16 protein-coding genes and 1 pseudogene are annotated in these 20920 nt (G+C 27.4%); 4 read left to right on the forward strand and 13 right to left on the reverse strand.

The window, feature by feature from the left end:
• Positions 1 to 7: 7 nt before the first annotated feature.
• From ACFIJ5_RS17170 to ACFIJ5_RS17215, 10 genes are read right to left on the reverse strand one after another with little or no spacing between them, the layout of a single operon-like run.
• Positions 8 to 1807 carry a vWA domain-containing protein gene (locus ACFIJ5_RS17170; protein WP_379809240.1) on the reverse strand — a complete coding sequence of 600 codons (1800 nt, stop codon included), beginning with the start codon at positions 1805 to 1807 and terminating at the stop codon, positions 8 to 10.
• Between the two features lie 39 nt (positions 1808 to 1846).
• The gene (locus tag ACFIJ5_RS17175) at positions 1847 to 2731 is read right to left on the reverse strand and encodes a DUF58 domain-containing protein (RefSeq protein ID WP_379809242.1); all 885 of its coding nucleotides are present in this window, start codon (positions 2729 to 2731) and stop codon (positions 1847 to 1849) included.
• Between the two features lie 33 nt (positions 2732 to 2764).
• Entirely contained in the window at positions 2765 to 3742 is a 978-nt protein-coding gene (locus ACFIJ5_RS17180; RefSeq protein ID WP_379809244.1) for an AAA family ATPase, read from the reverse strand.
• Between the two features lie 40 nt (positions 3743 to 3782).
• Positions 3783 to 4082, reverse strand: coding sequence for a hypothetical protein (locus ACFIJ5_RS17185; RefSeq protein WP_379809246.1), 300 nt, complete (start codon positions 4080 to 4082; stop codon positions 3783 to 3785).
• Positions 4076 to 4240, reverse strand: a complete 165-nt coding sequence (locus tag ACFIJ5_RS17190; RefSeq protein ID WP_379809248.1) for a hypothetical protein — start codon at positions 4238 to 4240, stop codon at positions 4076 to 4078. The genes ACFIJ5_RS17185 and ACFIJ5_RS17190 overlap by 7 nt, the downstream gene beginning before the upstream one ends.
• Positions 4230 to 5018, reverse strand: a complete 789-nt coding sequence (locus ACFIJ5_RS17195; RefSeq protein WP_379809250.1) for a hypothetical protein — start codon at positions 5016 to 5018, stop codon at positions 4230 to 4232. Before ACFIJ5_RS17195 ends, ACFIJ5_RS17190 begins: the two co-directional genes overlap by 11 nt.
• Before the next feature lie 5 nt (positions 5019 to 5023).
• Positions 5024 to 5377 (reverse strand): hypothetical protein, encoded by a 354-nt coding sequence (locus ACFIJ5_RS17200; RefSeq protein ID WP_379809252.1) that lies wholly within the window; start codon positions 5375 to 5377, stop codon positions 5024 to 5026.
• Between the two features lie 29 nt (positions 5378 to 5406).
• The gene (locus ACFIJ5_RS17205; RefSeq protein WP_379809254.1) at positions 5407 to 6273 is read right to left on the reverse strand and encodes an ABC transporter permease; all 867 of its coding nucleotides are present in this window, start codon (positions 6271 to 6273) and stop codon (positions 5407 to 5409) included.
• A complete protein-coding gene (locus ACFIJ5_RS17210; RefSeq protein WP_379809256.1) occupies positions 6273 to 7199 on the reverse strand; it encodes an ABC transporter ATP-binding protein in 927 nt (308 codons plus the stop codon). Before ACFIJ5_RS17210 ends, ACFIJ5_RS17205 begins: the two co-directional genes overlap by 1 nt.
• Positions 7199 to 9592, reverse strand: a complete 2394-nt coding sequence (locus ACFIJ5_RS17215) for a hypothetical protein (protein WP_379809258.1) — start codon at positions 9590 to 9592, stop codon at positions 7199 to 7201. The genes ACFIJ5_RS17210 and ACFIJ5_RS17215 overlap by 1 nt, the downstream gene beginning before the upstream one ends.
• A 447-nt stretch (positions 9593 to 10039) precedes the next feature.
• Between ACFIJ5_RS17215 and ACFIJ5_RS17220 the strand changes: the two genes are divergently transcribed.
• The 3 genes and pseudogenes from ACFIJ5_RS17220 (at position 10040) to ACFIJ5_RS17230 (ending at position 12374) form a co-directional block, all read left to right on the forward strand.
• Positions 10040 to 10852 carry an ABC transporter substrate-binding protein gene (locus ACFIJ5_RS17220; protein WP_379809260.1) on the forward strand — a complete coding sequence of 271 codons (813 nt, stop codon included), beginning with the start codon at positions 10040 to 10042 and terminating at the stop codon, positions 10850 to 10852.
• A gap of 127 nt (positions 10853 to 10979) precedes the next feature.
• Positions 10980 to 11660 carry an amino acid ABC transporter permease gene (locus ACFIJ5_RS17225; RefSeq protein WP_379809262.1) on the forward strand — a complete coding sequence of 227 codons (681 nt, stop codon included), beginning with the start codon at positions 10980 to 10982 and terminating at the stop codon, positions 11658 to 11660.
• A pseudogene (locus ACFIJ5_RS17230) lies at positions 11653 to 12374 on the forward strand (amino acid ABC transporter ATP-binding protein). The gene ACFIJ5_RS17225 and the pseudogene ACFIJ5_RS17230 overlap by 8 nt, the downstream one beginning before the upstream one ends.
• A gap of 51 nt (positions 12375 to 12425) precedes the next feature.
• Here ACFIJ5_RS17230 and ACFIJ5_RS17235 read toward each other — a convergent pair.
• The gene (locus ACFIJ5_RS17235) at positions 12426 to 13364 is read right to left on the reverse strand and encodes a dipeptidase (RefSeq protein ID WP_379809264.1); all 939 of its coding nucleotides are present in this window, start codon (positions 13362 to 13364) and stop codon (positions 12426 to 12428) included.
• A gap of 396 nt (positions 13365 to 13760) precedes the next feature.
• On the opposite strand from ACFIJ5_RS17235, the gene ACFIJ5_RS17240 reads away from it, so the two are divergent.
• The gene (locus tag ACFIJ5_RS17240) at positions 13761 to 17192 is read left to right on the forward strand and encodes a pyruvate carboxylase (RefSeq protein ID WP_379809266.1); all 3432 of its coding nucleotides are present in this window, start codon (positions 13761 to 13763) and stop codon (positions 17190 to 17192) included.
• Between the two features lie 50 nt (positions 17193 to 17242).
• On the opposite strand, the gene ACFIJ5_RS17245 is transcribed toward ACFIJ5_RS17240, so the two are convergent.
• Complete coding sequence (locus tag ACFIJ5_RS17245) at positions 17243 to 19309, reverse strand: methyl-accepting chemotaxis protein (protein ID WP_379809268.1); 2067 nt, start codon at positions 19307 to 19309, stop codon at positions 17243 to 17245.
• Between the two features lie 230 nt (positions 19310 to 19539).
• The gene (locus tag ACFIJ5_RS17250) at positions 19540 to 20796 is read right to left on the reverse strand and encodes an MDR family MFS transporter (protein ID WP_379809270.1); all 1257 of its coding nucleotides are present in this window, start codon (positions 20794 to 20796) and stop codon (positions 19540 to 19542) included.
• Between the last annotated feature and the right edge of the window lie 124 nt (positions 20797 to 20920).

Consider the following 20920-nt stretch of genomic DNA (forward strand, 5'->3'; position numbering starts at 1 on the left):
TATATAACTAGTGTGTTCTTATATAATATATCCATTCGATTATTAGCAAAACCAATGCTAATATAATCAATATAGGTTGTAAACTCACCCCGTACTTTTTAATAATACTCATACTTTTAATATTACTTACAGATTTGATTTTTTTATTAATATTTGATTCTTTATCTGAAGGGAAATTAACTGCAAACATACTTTCAAAGGTTTTATTATCAGTTTTTTGAACTAATTTATAAACACCTGGTTTTATGGTATTTTCAAATGGTTTTACTGGCTGCTTACATTCTATATTTTGTTTTGAATTCCAAGGAGTTTCTACATATATATTTTTAGCATCTAAAATAGAATTTATTTTTACTTCGTCACCGCATAAATATGAAGTTTTGTCACTGAAATTTGAACCTACAAAATACTCCATTAAATTATTCATAAATATAGGAAATTCTGATGTTAAAGGAAAATCACTATTGTGAAGATCAAAACCTATTACCCCTATTTTTCTACCATTATATTTTCCAACAAAAGCAGCATTTTTTTTATCTACTTTAAATATAGTTCTTCCCCAATAAGGAATCTCAATATCTTTTAATTTTGATACAACAAAATGAACATTATCAATATATTTTGTAATAGAACTATTTTCTGCTTTACCTTCTCCACCTTTAACTTCACCTTTAACTTTTAATATATTTAATTTTTCTGATGGATTTATAAAAATCACATCTCCATTGTTAGGTAACTCCTTAGGTGTTTGTCCATCATATATATATAAATCGTATTTACCTTTTAAATTATCTTTTGAATTCGTCTTATAAAGTTCTACATTTTTTATTGGCGTAAGTGCTTTCTCAATAAATATATTTTTTTTAGAAATCAAAATAACTTTTTTCGATTTAGGTTGCTTCACTACATCATAAATTATATTATCTTTATCTAATCCATCTTTTTCTGTTAGCTCTGCATAAATATATTCTGAATTTAAAGGAGCATTTTGAAAATATACTGTTTTTGTAGTATTTGGTAATATATTTATATCTTTAACATCTATTAATTTTTTTTCTCCATATAATGCTATCTCTCTTTTAACCTTTTCATTACTCCTATTACTAATCCTGACCATTACATCTAAACCATTTTTTCCTACGTTATGAGATATATAATCAAGGCTTATATTTGCTTTATTTGAAGCTAAGCTTACCACTTCTCCATTAATATCCTTTAAATGTACTTGCATATCTGTATAAAAATAAGCACTATAATCTTTATATTGTTTTGCCATAGATTTTACTAATGATATACTCTCATTTATATCTCCATAAGAATTTGAAGGTACTATATTATTTATTTTGCTCATAGCCTGATTTTTACTTGTCGTGCCGTTTACTTCAACTTTTGAAAATCTAGATGAAGAAATTATACTAATCTTACTTTGAGGGGGTAATGATTTTACAAGTTTAATAGCCTTTTCTTTTGCTGTACTTATTCTTATTTTATTATCGTAAAGTGCATTCATACTACCACTATTATCTATAACTATAATTACACTTTTTTTGCTCTTACCTTTAAAATTTATAAATGGATTAGCTGCACCAAAAACTAATAGTAAAATTAAAAGAAGTTGAAGAAGTAAAAGTAAATTCTTTTTCAACTTCTGCCATGGAGTATTAACCTCTATATCTTTTAGTACAGCATCCCATAAATATGTACTTGATATCTCTTTTTCTTCAAATTTTTGCTTCAATAAATACATCAATATTACAATTGGTATAAAGATTAAGAGCCATAAAAAAGCTGGTGAATTTAAAGCCATAATATCCCACCTTTTTATATACAATTAAACTTTTACGATTTAAGATTTTCCATACACTATGCCTTTTTGTGCTAATTCTTCAAAAATTATTTTTTCTATAGGAAGTGAACTATTAATTAATACATATTGTCCTCCTGATTTTTTACAAACCTCATTCAATTTAGACGTAAATTGTTTTAACTGCTTTTCATATGCTTTCAAAATACTCGATGTAACTGCTATGTCTCTAATTTCTTTAGTTTCACTATCCATAAGGCGTACTTGTCCTTCTAATTTTGGATTTAATTCTTGTTCATTTAGTACATGTATAAATATAATTTGTTGTTTTTTATACAACAGATATTTAACTGCATCTTCTATACCATCTTTCATAAAAAAATCAGATATAATTATTGATAATCCTTTTGATAAAAATTTTTTTCTTTTTATACATGAATTTATATTTGTACTGCCGTTAAATTCAATATCTTGAAGATAATTTATACATCTATCAAACATATTTTTACCTACTACTGATTTAGATGATTTGAGAATCTCCCCACTCATTGAATTTATACATACTCTATCTAAATTATTAAGCAATAAAAATGTCATTACTGCTGCTATTTTTAATGCTGTTTCACTTTTTTTTATTTGTCCAAAATCCATGGATTTACTAGTATCAATAAATATATTTACAATAGCCTCTCTTTCTTCCATGAAAAGTTTTATAAAAAATTTATTGAACCTGCCATAAGCATTCCAATCTATTTTTCTAAAATCATCTCCCATACAATACTCTCTGTAATCAGAAAATTCTACAGAACTTCCTTTTGCTTTCGACTTTCTAACTCCAGAGGCACCTTCACTTACTGGCATTCTTATTGTTAATGCTATATTTTCAAGTTTCTTCAAAAAATCACTATCAAATATCTTATTAGGCATTTACATCACCCTTTTCAACTTTAATAAAAATTACTACTGGAGACTTTCAAGTATTTCTGTAATGATTTTATCTGTTGTTATTTTGTCAGCAATAGCATCAAAATTCAAAAAAAATCTATGCCTTAAAGCTGGATATGCAACATATTTTATATCATCAAAAGATACATTATACCTACCCTGAATAAATGCTCTTACTCTAGCTGTAGAAATTATAGCCTGTGCAGCTCTTGGACTTGCTCCAAATCTTATATATTTCTTAGATATTTCTGGTGAATCCTCATTTTCTGGATGTGTTGCAAGCACTGCTTTAAGAGCATATTGTTTAACTGGTTTAGCTATTGGTATTTCTTTTATTATTTCTCTTATTCTAAGTATTTCATTACCATCTATAATCTTATTTAATTCTATATTTTTATTTGTAACTGTCACATCTATTATGCCCTCTAATTCTTCTAACGTGGGAAAATTAACATTAAGCTTAAATAAAAATCTATCTAACTGAGCTTCTGGCAATGGGTATGTTCCTTCCATCTCAATGGGATTTTCTGTTGCAAGAACCATAAAAGGCTGTGGAAGTTTATAAGTATTTCTTCCTACTGTAACTGTCATTTCTTGCATTGCTTCAAGCAATGCTGATTGAGTTTTTGGTGTTGCTCTGTTTATTTCATCTGCGAGAACAAGATTAGCAAAGACTGGACCTTTTTGATATTCAAATCTACCTTTCTCATTATCTTTAACTATTATATTTGTTCCAACTACATCTGCTGGCATTAAATCTGGTGTAAACTGTATTCTTGAAAAAGATAAATCCATTACTTTTGCCATAGTTTTTACTAATTGAGTTTTTCCAAGACCAGGCACACCTTCAAGAAGTATATTTCCCCCTGACAGTATTCCTATTATGACTTGATTTATTACATCTTTTTGTCCAATAATAGCCTTTCCTACTTCATCTTGAACTTCTTTTATTTTATCCACAATTTCCTTTACTTGACTCTCATTTATATCCACAAATAATCCTCCTAACTATACAAAATAAATCAATACTAAGCTATTCCTCTAAAGATGAAAAATAGCTTTTTACTATTTCTTTCATTCCATCAGGTATATCTGAACGTTTTACATTTTCCATAGCTCTATTCTTATATTCTCCAACAACCTTATTATATGGAACTGAATTTCCTCTCAAAGTAACTCCTTTTTGAGTTTTAATTTGCTCCATACTTCCATTATTCTTTTTATCACCTGTAATATTAGATTTTTTTCCACTTCCGCCAAGTGTTTTAGAAGTAAATACTTTATCATACTGTGAAACATTTATACCATTGTTACCATTCTTCTTTTTTACCATTCCTGTGGAATTTGATAACCCCTTGCTAGAATTCTCAGATCCTTTACTACTTCCACTACCAGCTCCTGAACCACTTGAGCCACCATTTCCTGAACCACTTGAACTACCACTACTATTGCCACATCCTGCGGCATTACTTTTAGAAGATCATGTTCCACCTGAACTATTGCTTTTTTGAGAACCACTATCTTGTGATAAATTTTTTAATGAATCTTCTAATGCAGTTTGAACATTGTTTACAGCACCATTAAAATCTTCATTTTTCATAAGTGTTGATACATCCTGTGAAACATTACTTAAAGCTGCTGTTATATCTTGTAAATCTCCACTTTCCATACTCTGTGCAAAATTTGATATTGCTTTTCCAAGCTGTGGATTATTCTTAATTTGCTTAGCTAGATTCTTATATTCTTGTGATAATTGTTTTTTTTGTTCCTTACTTAAACTTTTTATTTTCTTACTAATTTCTTTTGCTGCTTTTTCAAATGCTTTATTATTACCACTTTTTAAAGATTTTCCTAATTCTTTTGTTACATTATTTTTTATAAACATGTCTGCTACTCTATTTAAGTTATCTTTATTATAATTTTTTTTCACAAACTCTAGCTTTTTATTTGTTTTTTGAATGGACTTATTTATTTCTTCTTGATTTTTAGAATTTTTTATTTGATTTTGTAACTGAGAAAGCTTATAATTCAACTCTTTTCTTTGCCAATCTTTTAATTTTGTATTTTTTTCAACTTCTTTTTTTACTTTTTCTATCTTTTTTATTTGTTCTTTCTTTACTACATTTACATTATGAATTTTTTCTGCTTTATCTTTTAATGGATCAGGAAGAAATACTGTACAACCCATCATTATTACCAGCAATGCTGCTATTTTTACATATTTTAAATTTGGCGTTAAAGATATTTTTTTATAATTAATTTTCTTCAACTTATCTAAAGTATCTTTTTTTGCATAATTGCTAAAGGACTATCATTATTCTTTAACTCCACTGCTGTGACTAATCTTTCTTTGAGTCCTAATGCATCTACCTTTAATGCCGTATATATATTTTGGGGATATTTTATAATGGCATAAACCAATCCTGCCAACATAAAAATTAACGTTATCCATAAAGATTTTGTATAAACTCCATATATAGGTATTATCCTTGAAAGTACAACTACAAATATACTTACTGTTATTCCAAAGCTTGCTCCTATCAATAAGAAATTTAATAACTGTACTAAAAAAATACGCCTTCTTCCTTTATTAACTTCCTCAGATATTTTCTTATCTAATTCTCTCAACATTCCCCCTCCTTTAGAAAATTATTTTATTACTTTTTTAGTTTTTTTATTTTTTTCATAGGATTTAATTTTAAAGCTGATAATACTAGTAGTACTACTGATATTATTAAATCAATTATTATATTAACTATCCAAAAAGGTATTGCTTTCAAACCAGGATTATGTATTACTCCAGGAATATTAAGACTATTTCCCTTTCCAAATTGCTCTGCTATAAGTGAAACATATCCTGCCCCTGGATTAAAATACATTAAAGGTAAACTATTTTTATAAGGCTGTGGATTATATTTATTATTAATTTCTAAATAAAAAACTGTTATTACCAGTGTTCCAAGCATCAAAAAAAGTATTGTTGCATACGTTAATACTGTAGCTGTTGTCGTCTTCTTTATATATGTTGAAAAAAATATCCCTATACTTCCAAAAGTTATTGCTAAAACTATATAATATATAAATAATTGACTAATTTCTTTGAAAGATATTCCTCCAAATAAAAGCACTACTGAAAATACTGGTAATGCAGCTATTATTAAAAGTAATATTTGACTTATTGAAGTTATAAGTTTTCCAAGTATAATTGATTGTGATGGCAATTTTGTACATAAAATCAAATCTAAAGTTTGCCTTTCTCTTTCTCCAGATATAGAACTAGATGTCAGTGCTGGTACTATAAATGCTATAAGTAAAAATTGTATTCCTGAAAGTACTGCATATGATTCTATAATCTCACTACTTCTAAAGCTATGTTGATAAGGATCTAACACAGTATTAAACAAAATAAATACTGCAACAAATGCAAGTATACCTGTATATATAGCTATTAATAAAGGAGCTTTCCAACTTCTCATTCTAACCCTTACTTCTTTTGAAAGTATTGGATTTACTTTGATTTTCATTATTCTTCACTCCTTTCTGTAACTTTCATAAATACATCTTCTAATTTACCATTAGTTTCAGCAAACGATACTATAGGTATATCTTTATTTACTAAACTTTTTAAGATATTTTTCATATCTTCTTCTCCACCTTTTACATCTATTTCTAAAGTATTAGGTCCTTCTATTATATTTCTAATACAAGGTATTTCTTTAAGCACTATCACTGCTTCTTTCATTTTACTTAAAACTTTTATTTGTACCACTCTACTACTGTAAACTTTCATCATTATTTCTTCTACAGTACCACTCATAACTATTTTCCCTTTATCTATTATTCCTATACTTGTACATATTTCAGAAAGCTCTGATAATATATGAGAACTTATTATAACTGTTTTTCCCATGTCTTTTAATGTTTTTAAAATTTCCTTCATTTCAAATCTAGCTCTAGGATCCATTCCAGATGCTGGTTCATCCAATATTAGAAGTTTAGGATTGTGAACTAAACTTCTAGCAAGACATAATCTTTGCTTCATTCCTCTAGAAAGAGAGTCCACATAGCTATCCTTTTTATGACTTAAATCTACAAGTTCTAATAAATCATCACAAACCTTTTTTCTTTCTCTCCCGTTTACATCATATATAGATGCATAAAAATCTAAATACTCATTTACCTTTAAATTATCATATACTCCAAAAAAGTCTGGCATGTACCCTATGAATTCCTTAACTTTTCTATTATTTTGAAATGCGTTAATTCCATCTATATAAATATCCCCTGATGTTTCTCTTAAAAGTCCAGCTGTTATCTTCATAGTTGTAGTTTTCCCAGCTCCATTTGGACCTACAAACCCAAAAATTTCTCCTTCAGGAACATGTAAGTTTAAATTATCTACTGCAGTAAACTTTCCATATTTTTTACACAAATTTTTAATCTGTAACATTACTTAACACTTCCTTTCACTGAAATTTGAGGAAGTTCTCCCTTAACATCACTCTGAATAATTTGTAATTTAAATTTAATTTCTTTATTTTTGTTTAAATAGTTCCCTAAATCCTTTTTATTTATAGTAAGGTTTCTATAATCTCCTTCCTGCCATACCTTTTTCTTTACATTCCATATAAATTGCTTAGAAATTTCATTATCTCCTCTGACTTTCTCTAATTTGTATTTAACCATTATTTTATCTATGTTTATATCTTCATCTATTTTATGAGTTATTTCAAAATTCCCCATACCATAGAATCTATGTTCACGTTCATCATATCCTCCATTATCATTTACAAACTGTGGTCTAAAATATCCATATGGGTATTCAACCATCTTACCATTTGTATAAGAAATCTTAATTGGCTTAACAATTAAATTCTTTTCATATTTATTAGCTTTTTTTCCATTTACAATAAAATCTTTGGTTACTGGCTCATCACTCCATCCTAAAATTAAAGGTTGTTTAATTTCATTTTGTGTAGAATCTATATATGCACCCATTATATCGCTTCTTTGAATACTTTTTCTTATATTATATTTATCCTTTGCTTTTCTTAGTTTTCTGTTGACTCTTATATCTGGTATTGAAAATTCTTTATCTATAAAAGAATATAAATCAAAATTCTGATTTCCACTACCATCTATTTTCTTTGATTCATTTCTTTTTAATGATCCAATTTTCATATAATTATTTCTAGTTATTATATAACAGTCTTCCAAATTCATTTGTAAGTTATTTTGTATATTTCCTTTATACTTTCCTTTATAATAATTTAAATTGGATTTAATACTTCCTAATTTGTTATTTTCAATATCTATCTTTACATAATTATTACTAAAAACTGCTGCATTATAGAATTCTATATAATTATTTTTGCTTGTGTCTACTTTTGTATCAACTTTTCTATTTTTCTTATTACTTGCTGATCTATCATTTATCATTGTCATAGGATATATTCTCATTCCCTTTTCCGCTTCCACTTGTAAATTAGTTTTTTTAGGTGTAAATATAGTTCCGTATGAGTTTATATTTGAATGACCACTTTCATCTACATTTATTATATTTACTACATTTGCAATATTATTAGTAATTCTTGTTGAAAATCCTGTTGAATACATTACTATTACAAATATCAACGAAAATGCTGGTACCACAAACCACATATATTCCCTTTTGTTTTTCTTCTTTAAGAATATATAACTAATAGGTGAAACTAAAAGTATATATATTAAAAATATAATTATTATATTTTTAATGCTTGGCAAAGGAAGTTCAATAATATTCCTTAATGCATTTGTTAAATTATACTCTTGTTGTCTAACATCACCCTTGTAATATTGTGCAAATGAAGAATTTGCTATAGATTTTTGTAATATTTGTTCTAAAAATTTGTTTTTATCATTTGAATTAGCTATAGGATTAAGTCCAAAATCATAAGCAGCTACAGTTACTACTCCTTTTCCCTTTTTTATTTGATGAATTAAAGTAGTATTTTCTTCCTTTAATATTGAATTTTCTTTTTTAAATTTCATATCTAACACATTTATATTCATTGTATTTTTTTCAGTTGTTTTACTATTTATTAAATTGTATAGAGCTTTTGTACTTATATTTCTTAAATCACCTATTTCTCCATTTATAAAATCATCTTTAAATATTGAAAAAGTTTTTTTATAAGATGCTCCTGTTCCTATTAATAATATTCCACCATCATATACCCAATTCTTTAATCCTTCATACTGATCTTTTGAAAGTTTTGAAGTATCAAAATTATTAATGAATATGATATTAAACATTTTCATGGAATCCAAATTCATTGGAAATTTTTTATCACTTAGTTTAATAGTATTTGTTATAACTGGTGTGCTGCCAATATTTAAAGATTTAGTACCACCTACATATGCTACACTATCATAATCATCACTTAGTACTCCCATAAAAATATAATCTTGATTATATCCTGGTTTAATGCTCTTTTCATTGTTATATACTACTTTATTACTGTCTACAATTTTCACTCTAACTTTTGTGATACGCTTGAAAATTGGTACATCTATAAAAACATTCTTAGTAGAATTTACTGGTAAATTTACATGTTTAAAATACTGAGTTAAATTGTCTTTGTCATTAACAATTTCTACTTGTAATTCTCCATTTATATCCTTTAAATTATTTTTTATTTCAAAATTCAGGGGAACTGTATATCCATTTTTGTAATACCCATTATATCCTGCATCTACTGTTAATGTAATTTTCTCTTGTGCATAAACTGTATACTGGATTCCAAATATGATTAATATCATAATACATAATGTGGTTAATCCTTTTTTAATACTAAATTTCATATTATCCCTTCCCTTCATAGCATAATTGTACTCTATCAGTTAAATGTTCAACTTTTACAGCCTACAATCTAAACCACCATAAATGATGTTTTTTCTCTTATTAAATTCTATCATTAAAATCCAAAGTAAAAAAGTGGTATATATATTAATTTATTGAATATAATTTTTTCTTATGAAAAAATTTTATTCAATTATATGAATAGATATACATAGGTTAATAATTATTTTTATTTAATGAACATATATGCTAGACATACGTATTTATCTATCTTTAAGTATCTTTTTTATTTTTTTTAACATATTTTTTAATAATTTTCATACATTTGTATTGCATAAATATAAATTATATTGTATAATCATTCATAAATAAACACACATATTTGTTTACGGTAAATAAATCTATGAATTTTACTAAAATTTAATCATAAACAGAGGAGGAACATAATCATGAAAAAAAACAAGATAAAAAAAATAATATCTATATTAGCTATTAGTTGTTTAACTTTAAGTTTTATAGGTTGTGGACAAACTTCTAAAAAAGAAACATCTAAAATTGAAAAAATAAAAGAAAAAGGAACAATTGTACTTGGAACTTCTGCGGATTATCCACCATATGAATTTCATAAAAATATAAATGGTAAAGACACTATTGTAGGATTTGACATTGATATAGCTAAAGAAATATCAAAAGATCTTGGTGTTAAACTTGAAATAAAAGATATGAAATTTGACGGTCTTCTAGCTGCTCTTGATGCAGGCAATATAGATTTTGTCATTTCAGGAATGACTCCAACTGAAGAAAGAGCAAAAAATGTTGATTTCTCAAAAGTATATTATAAAGCAAATCAAGGTATTATTGTAAGAGCTGGCGATGAAAATAAATATAATTCTGTTAATGATCTTAAGGGTTTAAACATAGGAGCTCAAAAAGGAAGTATTCAAGAAGACATAGCTAAAAAACAAATCCCAAATTCTAATGTTAAATCACTTCCAAAAGTAACTGATTTAGTTTTAGCTTTAACCAATAAAAAAATCGATGCAATCGTAATGGAAGAGCCTGTTGCAAAAGCTTATGTATCTAATAATAAATCATTAGCATTAACAAAAGTTGAAGTTGAAGATAAAGAAGGTGGCTCTGCAATCGCAGCAAAAAAAGGTTCAACGGACCTTATTAAAGCAATAAATGCAACTATAGATAAACTAAACAAAAGCAATAAAATCAATGAATTCGTAGTTGAAGCTAACAAACTTTCTGAATAATTTTAGTACACAACTTTAGCAGATAAAAAATAGCCTCTGCGAAAGTTGTGTACTTAACTATTCTATATTAAGGGAAAACATACACTACATTAAAAACTAACTACTACCCTGTAAAGGAGGGTCTTATATGGATTTTTCATTTTTATCACAATATTATAAGTTTTTCTTATCCGGAACAAAAAATACTATTATAATTTCTATTTTCACAGTATTTTTAGGTGTTATATTTGGTATATTCTTAGCTCTAATGAAATTATCTAAAAATAAAATTTTAAAATTTACTGCAAGTACATACATAGAATTTGTAAGAGGTACTCCTATTTTAGTTCAATTATTTATTATTTACTATGGTCTTCCTATGCTTGGTATTCCTCTTCCTAAAATTCCTGGCATGGGATCTGAAGCATCTGATATTTTAGCCGGAATCATAACACTTTCTATAAACAGTACTGCATACGTTGCTGAAATCATAAGAAGTGGAATTCAATCTATAGATAAAGGTCAAATGGAAGCAGCAAGCTCTCTAGGTATATCCAATAAAATAGCTATGAGATATGTTATAATTCCACAAGCTTTCAAAAATATTCTTCCTGCTCTTGGAAATGAATTTATAACAATAATAAAAGAATCCTCTATAGTTTCCATAATAGGTGTTCCCGAACTTATGTATAATACTGATACCATAAGAGGAAATACTTTTAAACCTTTTGCACCTCTTATAGTGGCTGCATTTATTTATTTCATATTGACATTTACTTTATCTAAGCTATTAAATTTATTTGAAAGGAGGATGTCTAATCATGATTAAAGTTAATAATTTACATAAAAAATTTGGTAAATTAGATGTGTTAAAAGGTATAAATACTGATATAAAAAAAGGTGAAGTTGTGGTTGTAATAGGTCCTAGTGGTTCTGGTAAAAGTACTTTTTTAAGATGTCTTAATCTTTTAGAATATCCTACTGAAGGAGACATAATTTTTGAGGGAAACTCTATACTAAGCAAAAAAAATGATATAAATAAAATGAGAGAAAAAATGGGCATGGTCTTTCAACAATTTAATCTTTTCCCTAACATGACTGTTTTAGATAATATAACACTTGCACCTATAAAAGTAAAAAAGCTTTCAAAAAAGAAGCAGAAACTAAAGCTTTTGAACTTTTAGAAAAAGTTGGCCTAAAAGACAAAATTAACGTTTATCCTAATAAGCTGTCTGGTGGTCAAAAACAAAGAATTGCAATAACAAGAGCTCTTGCAATGTCTCCTGATGTTATGCTTTTTGATGAACCAACTTCCGCTCTTGATCCAGAAATGGTTGGAGAAGTTCTAAACGTTATGAAAGATTTAGCAAATGAAGGTATGACTATGGTAGTAGTAACACACGAAATGGGATTTGCAAGAGAAGTGGGAACTACATTATTGTTTATGGATGACGGAAATATCATAGAAGAAGGAAATCCTAAAGAAATTTTTACAAATCCTAAACACCCAAGAACTAAAGATTTTCTAAGTAAAGTACTCTAGAAAAAGGCACATACCCTTGAAAGCGTCGTTAGTATGTGCCTTTTTATGTTTTTATAAATTTTCCTTTATAATTCTTAATGTATTTTTATAAAATATCTTTTCAATTTCTTCCTCTGAAAAACCATTTTTATAAAGAGCTTTTTCAAGTTTATTCATTTCACCCATATGTTCAATTTCAGGTGGATTATCTATACCATCAAAATCTGTACCTATTGCTATGACATCTATTCCACCAACATTTCTTATATGTTCAATATGTCTTATCATATCTTCCACAGAAGCTTTTCTATTTTTTGATAAAAATGCATTACAAAAGTTTATACCCATAACTCCACCATTATCTGCTAACTTTTTAATCATATCATCTGTCAAATTTCTTGAATGGTTTGTTATACTTCTCGCATTTGAATGAGATGCAACTATTGGTTTTGATGAGCACTCTATAACATCATAAAATCCAGCATCATTAAGATGTGATACATCTACAATTACTCCTAGATTATTCATTTCATGTACAAGATTTTTACCGAATTCAGTCAGTCCCTTATTTTTAAATTTTAATTCACATCCTGGATATCCTATTTCATTTTTATAATTCCATGTTAATGTTATAAGTCTTACCCCTAATTTATAAAAATTTCTTAGATTAGAAATTTTACCTTTTAAAGCCTCTCCACCTTCAATAGTTAAAAAAGCTGATATCTTTCCTTCATTATTATTATTCATAAGCTCACAATAATTTTTTGCAATTTTAATTTCACCCTTATATTTATCAATTTCTTGATATAATCTGTCTATCATATCTAATGCTCTTTCAAGTGGATCATTATCTTCTTTCAAGTTTACAAAAGCAGCAAAAAACTGTGCCATTGAATTTGATTTTTTTAATTTTTGTAGATCAACCCCTAAGTCATTATTTACAAAATTAAATTTTTCCTTTTGGTTCATCATCATTAAAATTGTATCACAATGCATATCAATTAATTTCATCATTATATCCCCCTTTAATCCAAAGTGATAATTAATGTAGTTATACAAATCATTATAACTCTCTTTTGAATAAATTTCCTCACTAATGTAAAAATATAAATTAACCATATGTAAATAATTAAATTTAAAAAATTTCCAACACATAATTAAAATAATAACATTGATTCTTATTTATTATTCCTATTTACTAGTTTAAACATATATTAGTATATACTATTTATATATTTATGATATACTATTACTTCCTAATACTTAGTGGTATATTTCTAAAAAAAGAAATATTTTTTTTAAAATATTGCATTGAAATATTCATTTTTCTAGGATATAATGGTTATATGTAATTTTTATGAAAGTTTTTTAGTGTCTTTATTGCATTGTTAAGGAGGAATAAAACAGATGATTAAAAATTTCAAAAGAATCTTGGTAGCTAACAGAGGCGAAATTGCTATACGAATATTTAGAGCATGTCATGAACTAGGCATTCGTACTGTCGCAATCTACTCTAATGAAGATAAATGTTCTCTTTTTAGAACTAAAGCTGACGAATCTTATTTAATTGGAAAAAACAATAGTCCTATAGATGCTTACTTAAATATTGATGAAATTATAAATTTAGCTCTCAATAAAGGCGTAGATGCCATACATCCAGGTTATGGTTTTTTATCTGAAAATCCAGAATTTGCTCGCAAATGTTCTGAAGCTGGAATTGAATTTATAGGTCCAACAGCAGAGATGATGGAAAAATTGGGTGATAAGATTAAATCAAAACTTGTGGCACAAAGTGTAGGAGTGCCTACTATTCCTGGAGTAGAAAAGCCAATAAAAAATGAAAACGAAGCAAAAGAATTCGCTAAAATTTGCAAATATCCCGTAATGCTTAAAGCTGCTGCTGGCGGTGGCGGACGTGGAATGAGAATTGTAACAAATGAAAAAGATTTACTATCTTCTTTTAGAAGTGCTAAAAATGAAGCTAAAAAAGCTTTTGGTATAGATGATATCTTTATAGAAAAATATTTAGAAAATCCTAAACATATAGAAGTTCAAATTTTAGGAGACAAACATGGAAATGTAGTTCATCTTTTTGAGAGAGATTGTTCTATTCAAAGACGTCATCAAAAAGTAATTGAATTTGCTCCTGCCCTATCCTTATCTGAAGAAAAAAGAAAAGAAATCTGTGAAGATGCTTTAAAAATCGCTAGAAGTGTAAATTATAGAGGTGCAGGCACATTAGAATTCTTAGTTGATAAACACAATAATCATTATTTTATAGAAATGAATCCTAGAATTCAAGTTGAACATACTGTGACAGAAATGATTACTAGCATTGATATTGTTCAAAGCCAAATATTAATTGCTCAAGGATATCCTTTAAATTCTGAAGAAATAAACATAAAATCTCAAAGCGATATATCCCCTAGAGGATATGCCATTCAATGTAGAATAACTACAGAAGATCCTTCCAATAATTTTGCACCAGATACAGGCAAAATTGATGTATATAGAACTGGTTCTGGATTTGGTATAAGATTAGATGGAGGTAATGGATTTACAGGTGCAGTAATTAGCCCTTACTTTGATAGTCTTCTTGTAAAAACTACTGCACATTCCAGAACATTTAAAGATGCTGTAAGAAAATCCCTCAGATCTGTAAAAGAACTTAAAATATCAGGTATAAAAACTAATGTAGACTTTTTGATTAACGTATTAAATCACCCTACTTTTTCAAAAGGTGAATGTACAACTAGCTTTATAGGTGAACATCCTGAATTATTCATAATAACTCCTAAAGCAGATAAAGAATATAATATATTAAAATTTATAGGAGAAAAAGTAATAAACGAAACTCATGGAATTAAGAAAGACTTTGATGTTCCTGTAGTACCAAAAGTAAATAAAACTGAAATCTTAAATGGTACTAAACAACTTTTAGATTCTAAAGGTCCTGAAGAAGTAGTAAACTGGATAAAATCTCAAAATAAACTTCTTCTAACGGATACAACTATGAGAGATGCTCATCAATCACTAATGGCTACTAGAATGAGAACTATAGATATGCTTAAAATATCAGAATCTACTTCTCACCTAGCAAAAGATTTATTCTCATTAGAAATGTGGGGTGGTGCAACTTTTGATGTTGCATATAGATTTTTAAATGAATCTCCATGGGAAAGATTAAAAAAACTTAGAGAAAAAGTTCCAAATGTATTATTCCAAATGCTTTTAAGAGGTTCTAATGCTGTAGGATATAAAAATTATCCTGATAATGTTATAAGAGAATTTATTAAGCAATCTGCTCAATCTGGTATTGATGTATTTAGAATCTTCGACTCATTAAATTGGTTAAAAGGAATGGAAGTTTCTTTAGATGAAGTTTTAAAACAAAACAAAATTGCTGAAGCTTGTATTTGTTACACTGGGGATATACTAGATACTTCGAAAGATAAATATACATTAGATTACTATGTAAAAAAAGCAAAAGAAATTGAAAAAATGGGAGCGCATATACTAGGAATAAAAGATATGTCTGCTTTATTAAAACCTTATGCTGCATATAAACTTATAAAAGCACTTAAAAATGAAATTTCTATACCTATTCATCTTCATACTCATGATACAACTGGAAGTGGAGTTGCAACAATTTTACTTGCAGCAGAAGCAGGTGTAGACATTGTAGATACAGCATTTGATAGTATGTCAGGACTCACTAGCCAACCTGCTCTTAACTCTGTTGTAGCGGCTCTTAAAAATACTGAAAGAGATACTGGAATAAATCTAGATGATATTCAAAAAATATCTAATTATTGGACTTCAGTACGCCCTGTTTATGCGGAATTTGAGTCTGAATTAAAATCAGGTTCCACGGAAATTTATAAATATGAAATACCTGGCGGACAATATTCTAACTTAAAACCTCAAGTTGAAAGTTTTGGTCTTGGTCATAGATTTGATGACGTAAAAGAAATGTACAAAAAAGTAAACCATATGGCTGGTGATATAGTTAAAGTAACTCCATCTTCCAAAATGGTTGGAGATTTAGCAATTTTTATGGTTCAAAATAACTTAACACCAGATAATATTATTGAAAAAGGAAAAAATCTTGCCTTTCCTGATTCTGTAGTTGCATATTTTAAAGGAATGATGGGTCAACCTGAACATGGATTCCCAAAAGAATTACAAACAATCGTTTTAAAAGGTGATGACCCTATAACTTGTAGACCTGGTGAACTCCTTAAACCTGAAAACTTTGATGAGATAGAAAATCAGCTTAAAGAAAAATTTAATATAACTCCAACAAAAGAAGATATACTAAGCTACGCACTGTATCCTGATGTATTTAGTTCTTACCTAAAATATATAAAACAAAATGGAGATTTAAGTACTATAGGAAGTGACATTTACTTTCATGGTTTATCTGAAGGTGAAACTTGTGAAATCAAGCTTGAAGAAGGCAAAATATTAATTGTAAAACTGCTTGAAATAACTAAACTCAATAGTGAAGGTTATAGGACCTTAATATTTGAAGTTAATGGAAATAGACGTGAAATCAAAATAAAAGATAAAACAACTACAGAAACTAATCAAGTAATTTCATCACAAATGGCAGACCCTGAAAATGAAAATGAAATAGGAGCTAGCATACCTGGAACTATTTTAGATATTCTTATTAAAAAGGGAGATGAAATTACAGAAAATCAAAATTTAATCGTAATTGAAGCTATGAAAATGGAAACAGTTATCACTTCACCTGTTTCTGGAACAGTAGATTCAATACTTGTATCAAAGGGACAACAAGTTAAATCTGGCGAATTATTGATACAGCTAAAATAAAAAATAGTTAAGGTTGATCAATAAATCAACCTTAACTATTTTCATTTTTGTTATTCTGTCTTAAATTTATCAACTTCCTCAATTAACTTTCTTGATAATTCATTGAGATCATCAGAATTAGATGCTAATTGTTCTACATTTGCTAATATTTCTTCTGTACTAGCTGAAACTTCTTCTGTAGATGCAGAAGTTTGCTGTGATGCTGCAGATATATTAGTTATTACTCCTACTATTTGCTCTTTATCTTCTACCATATCTTCATTAAATTTCTTTATATTTAATATATCTTCATGTATATTAGAAATAGCTTTAGATATATCTTTAAATACATCTTCTGTAGCTCTTACTGATATTTCCTGTTCTTGTAAAACAATCATATTATCATCAATTGATTTTACAGCGTTTTTAGATCTATCCTGTATCTGAATAATAAGTTCACTTATTTGTTTAGTAGCTTCTTGGCTTCCCTCTGCTAATTTTCTTATTTCCTCTGCAACTACCGCAAAACCTTTACCTGATTCCCCAGCCCTAGCTGCTTCTATAGATGCATTTAAAGCTAATAAATTTGTTTGCTCTGCTATAGATGCAATAGTATTTACTATATTTCCTATTTCCTGAGAACTACTGTCCATTTCATCCACTACTACTTTAAGCATTTGTCCATTTTTTGAAGTATTACTAGCCTTTTCTGTTAGAATTTTTACAGCATCCAAACCTTTTTCATTTAGCTGTGTTGTTTGTTCAGAAGTTTGATTTATAGTATTAATTGAACTTGAAACTTTTTCTATACTTTGTGCTAATGTTTCTATCTTATTAACCCCATTTTCTACTTCCTTAGCTTGTTCATTAGTGGTCCTTGCAATTTCATCAATAGTCTTTGCTACTTCTGAAGTTGCACTTCCTGTTTGTTCTGACATCTGCTTCAAAGTATCTGAACTATCATTTACTGTATTAGACGATTTTGTAATTTGTTTTAATAGGTATTTTAAGTTTTCAACCATCTTATTAAATGAATTTCCAATTTCCTCAAATTCATCTTTAGATTTTATATTTATCTTCTCTCTCAAATCCCCAGTAGATGCTTTTTCTATACCTTCTTTTAAAACATTTAACATTTTGCATATATACCTATTTATAATTAAAGCAATTACTACTGACAGTATTACTGATACTATAATCAAAATTATTGTTACATATTTAAGTGTTGAAATATATTGATTTATCTCATTTTCCTTGAATTCTACAACTATTTTCCAATTAGTTTTATCATTTGTACTAACAAAAGCATTTTTTTTATGCTTATCATATACATAACTTACAATTCCTTGTTTTGTAGATTTAATGTCTTTATAAAATGATTGTTTTACCATACTCTTCCCTATCAATCTTTTGTCAGGATGCATTATAGTATATCCATCTTTATCTATAACATATATGCAGCCAGTTTTACCTACTTTAACATTTTGATATCTTTTCGCAAGCTCATCTAAAGATACATCTATAGCAAAAGCTCCAATAAAGTTACCATTTTTATCTTTAATTGCTTTTGATAATGTAATCATCAATTTCTTTATACTCTTATCAAGATAAGGTTTTGAATAAAATATTTTATCCATATTTTCTTTAGCTTCTTTATACCAATCTAAAGTAGTAACATCTATTTTTACACCTTTTATTTGTGCTTCCGTTTTACTATCTGTTACTAAATCTTTGTCTTTTGTTCCAATATAACAACTGATTATTTTACAATTTTCATTTACTACATCATTAAAAATATCTTTTGTATATACCTTAATTTGTTCAAAATCATATTTTACCTTTTCATCTTTACTATTTTTTAACTGTTCCTTCAACTTAATAAATTTTTTTAAATTTTCATTGTCATGAAACGCATTCACAATATTTTCAAGCCCATCAAAATATTCTTCAACATTTATATTGGCTTGTTCTGATAACTGAGCAGCATCATTATTAAATAATTTTTTTATATTTCTTTTGGTGACACTGTACGATATTATTGATAAAATCAATAACATTCCTATCATTCCTAATGAAATAATAGGAATAATCTTTTGTTTTATCGACCCTTTCTTTTTTAATTCTTTACTTTTCTTCATAGTATCCCCCCCTAATGTATTACACTTAATTACATTATTTTACATGTATATAAAATCATCTACAAATCACTATAAATTATATCATATTATGACTTTTTTTAAATGTTTTGCATTAAAAAGGTAAAAAATATATTAATTCCTTTTATCTAAAATTTTCCTTAATCAATTTTTTATTATAAATAAAAAAAGAGAAATACATTATTTAAAATATATTTCCCTTTTCTATTTAATTATTCAGAACATACTTTTACATTTTCTGTATCACTTTTTCCTTCTTCATAATTATCTAGTTTTTTCATAAAAAACGCAGATATAATAGCAACCGCACCTAAAATGAGCCAACATTTTTCAATACTGATATACATTAAAGCCTTTCCCATAACCATTGGACTAACTATATAACCAATCCCCATTATCATTGGTAATATACCACTCATTCTTCCTCTATGAGAGCTTGGAGTATGATTAACTACAAAAGGCGTAACACTTATAGATAATATAATTTCTCCTATAGTAAATACAAATATTGACACAAAGAAAAATGGAAGGGTATTGACAATTCCAAGCATTCCAAAACCTACTGCATAAAAAATTCCACCATATATTACATTCTTTATATTTTTTATATTACTACTTATTTTTGTAATAATTGGTGTAAAAAACATAACTACTATACCATTAAAACTAGCTAAATACCCATAATATTTTGCACCCATAGAACCATATATTTCATTTACATGGATTGGCATCATAAAACCCCATTGATTATAAACAAAATTATAACCAAATATTATAATAGCAAAATAAATTAAAATTGGCCTTTTTGCTAGTACTTTAAAAATGGAACCTTCTTCTCTCTTTTCAAATTTTCTTGATTCATCAGTAATCTCTTCATGAGTTAAATGAATTGTTTCCTTTATGAAAAATACTATCAAACTTAAAGCTATTAAAGCTGTTAAAGCATCTCCAATAAATACCCAAGAAAGATGATTATGAAATAATAATCCTCCAATTATAGGACCAACAGCAAATCCAATATTCCATCCCATATAAGAAAGAGCATATGCAGCATTTCTGTTTTTAGGTTCAGTTAAATCTGCAATTAAAGAATCATGTGCTGGTCCTGCAAAACCCATAAATGCCCCTGCTACCATTAGAACATAAACCATACTTAAACTAGGTTGCATTAATCCACATATTATATAGAAAATTGCTGATAATCCCTCAAAAATAACTATTACTTTTTTTCTTCCAATAGTATCAGCAAGTTTTCCTCCAATTAATCCTGTAGGCATAAACAAAAATCCTGAAATACTCATATAAAGTCCTGCCATTTCTTTTGTCATACCTATCTTTTCTGTTAAAATAAGCGTCATTAACGGTCCAACAAAACACCCCAAAGCATTAATTATTTTAGATATAAAAAGTATATAAATTTCTTTTGGAAGTCCTTTATATGGACTTAATAATTCTTTTATCTTTTTCATTTTTGTACCCCCTCGTTATTTAACAATTATAGTTAGTTAATCAATCACCCAGTATCTAATGTTAAAATATTTTTCTTATTTCTTTTAAATTCATAAATCATAAATATCACCAACCTTTTTAGAA

It is taken from the genome of Haloimpatiens myeolchijeotgali, from assembly GCF_042688525.2.
Lineage (GTDB): Bacteria > Bacillota > Clostridia > Clostridiales > Clostridiaceae > Haloimpatiens.

Coding starts and splice junctions, on each gene's coding strand:
- ACFIJ5_RS17170 (WP_379809240.1), bottom strand. CDS start 1,807: ATGGCTTTAAATTCACCAGCTTTTTTATGGCTCTTAATCTTTATACCA.
- ACFIJ5_RS17175 (WP_379809242.1), bottom strand. CDS start 2,731: ATGCCTAATAAGATATTTGATAGTGATTTTTTGAAGAAACTTGAAAAT.
- ACFIJ5_RS17185 (WP_379809246.1), bottom strand. CDS start 4,082: ATGGTAAAAAAGAAGAATGGTAACAATGGTATAAATGTTTCACAGTAT.
- ACFIJ5_RS17205 (WP_379809254.1), bottom strand. CDS start 6,273: ATGAAAATCAAAGTAAATCCAATACTTTCAAAAGAAGTAAGGGTTAGA.
- ACFIJ5_RS17210 (WP_379809256.1), bottom strand. CDS start 7,199: ATGTTACAGATTAAAAATTTGTGTAAAAAATATGGAAAGTTTACTGCA.
- ACFIJ5_RS17215 (WP_379809258.1), bottom strand. CDS start 9,592: ATGAAATTTAGTATTAAAAAAGGATTAACCACATTATGTATTATGATA.
- ACFIJ5_RS17220 (WP_379809260.1), top strand. CDS start 10,040: ATGAAAAAAAACAAGATAAAAAAAATAATATCTATATTAGCTATTAGT.
- ACFIJ5_RS17225 (WP_379809262.1), top strand. CDS start 10,980: ATGGATTTTTCATTTTTATCACAATATTATAAGTTTTTCTTATCCGGA.
- ACFIJ5_RS17235 (WP_379809264.1), bottom strand. CDS start 13,364: ATGAAATTAATTGATATGCATTGTGATACAATTTTAATGATGATGAAC.
- ACFIJ5_RS17240 (WP_379809266.1), top strand. CDS start 13,761: ATGATTAAAAATTTCAAAAGAATCTTGGTAGCTAACAGAGGCGAAATT.
- ACFIJ5_RS17245 (WP_379809268.1), bottom strand. CDS start 19,309: ATGAAGAAAAGTAAAGAATTAAAAAAGAAAGGGTCGATAAAACAAAAG.
- ACFIJ5_RS17250 (WP_379809270.1), bottom strand. CDS start 20,796: ATGAAAAAGATAAAAGAATTATTAAGTCCATATAAAGGACTTCCAAAA.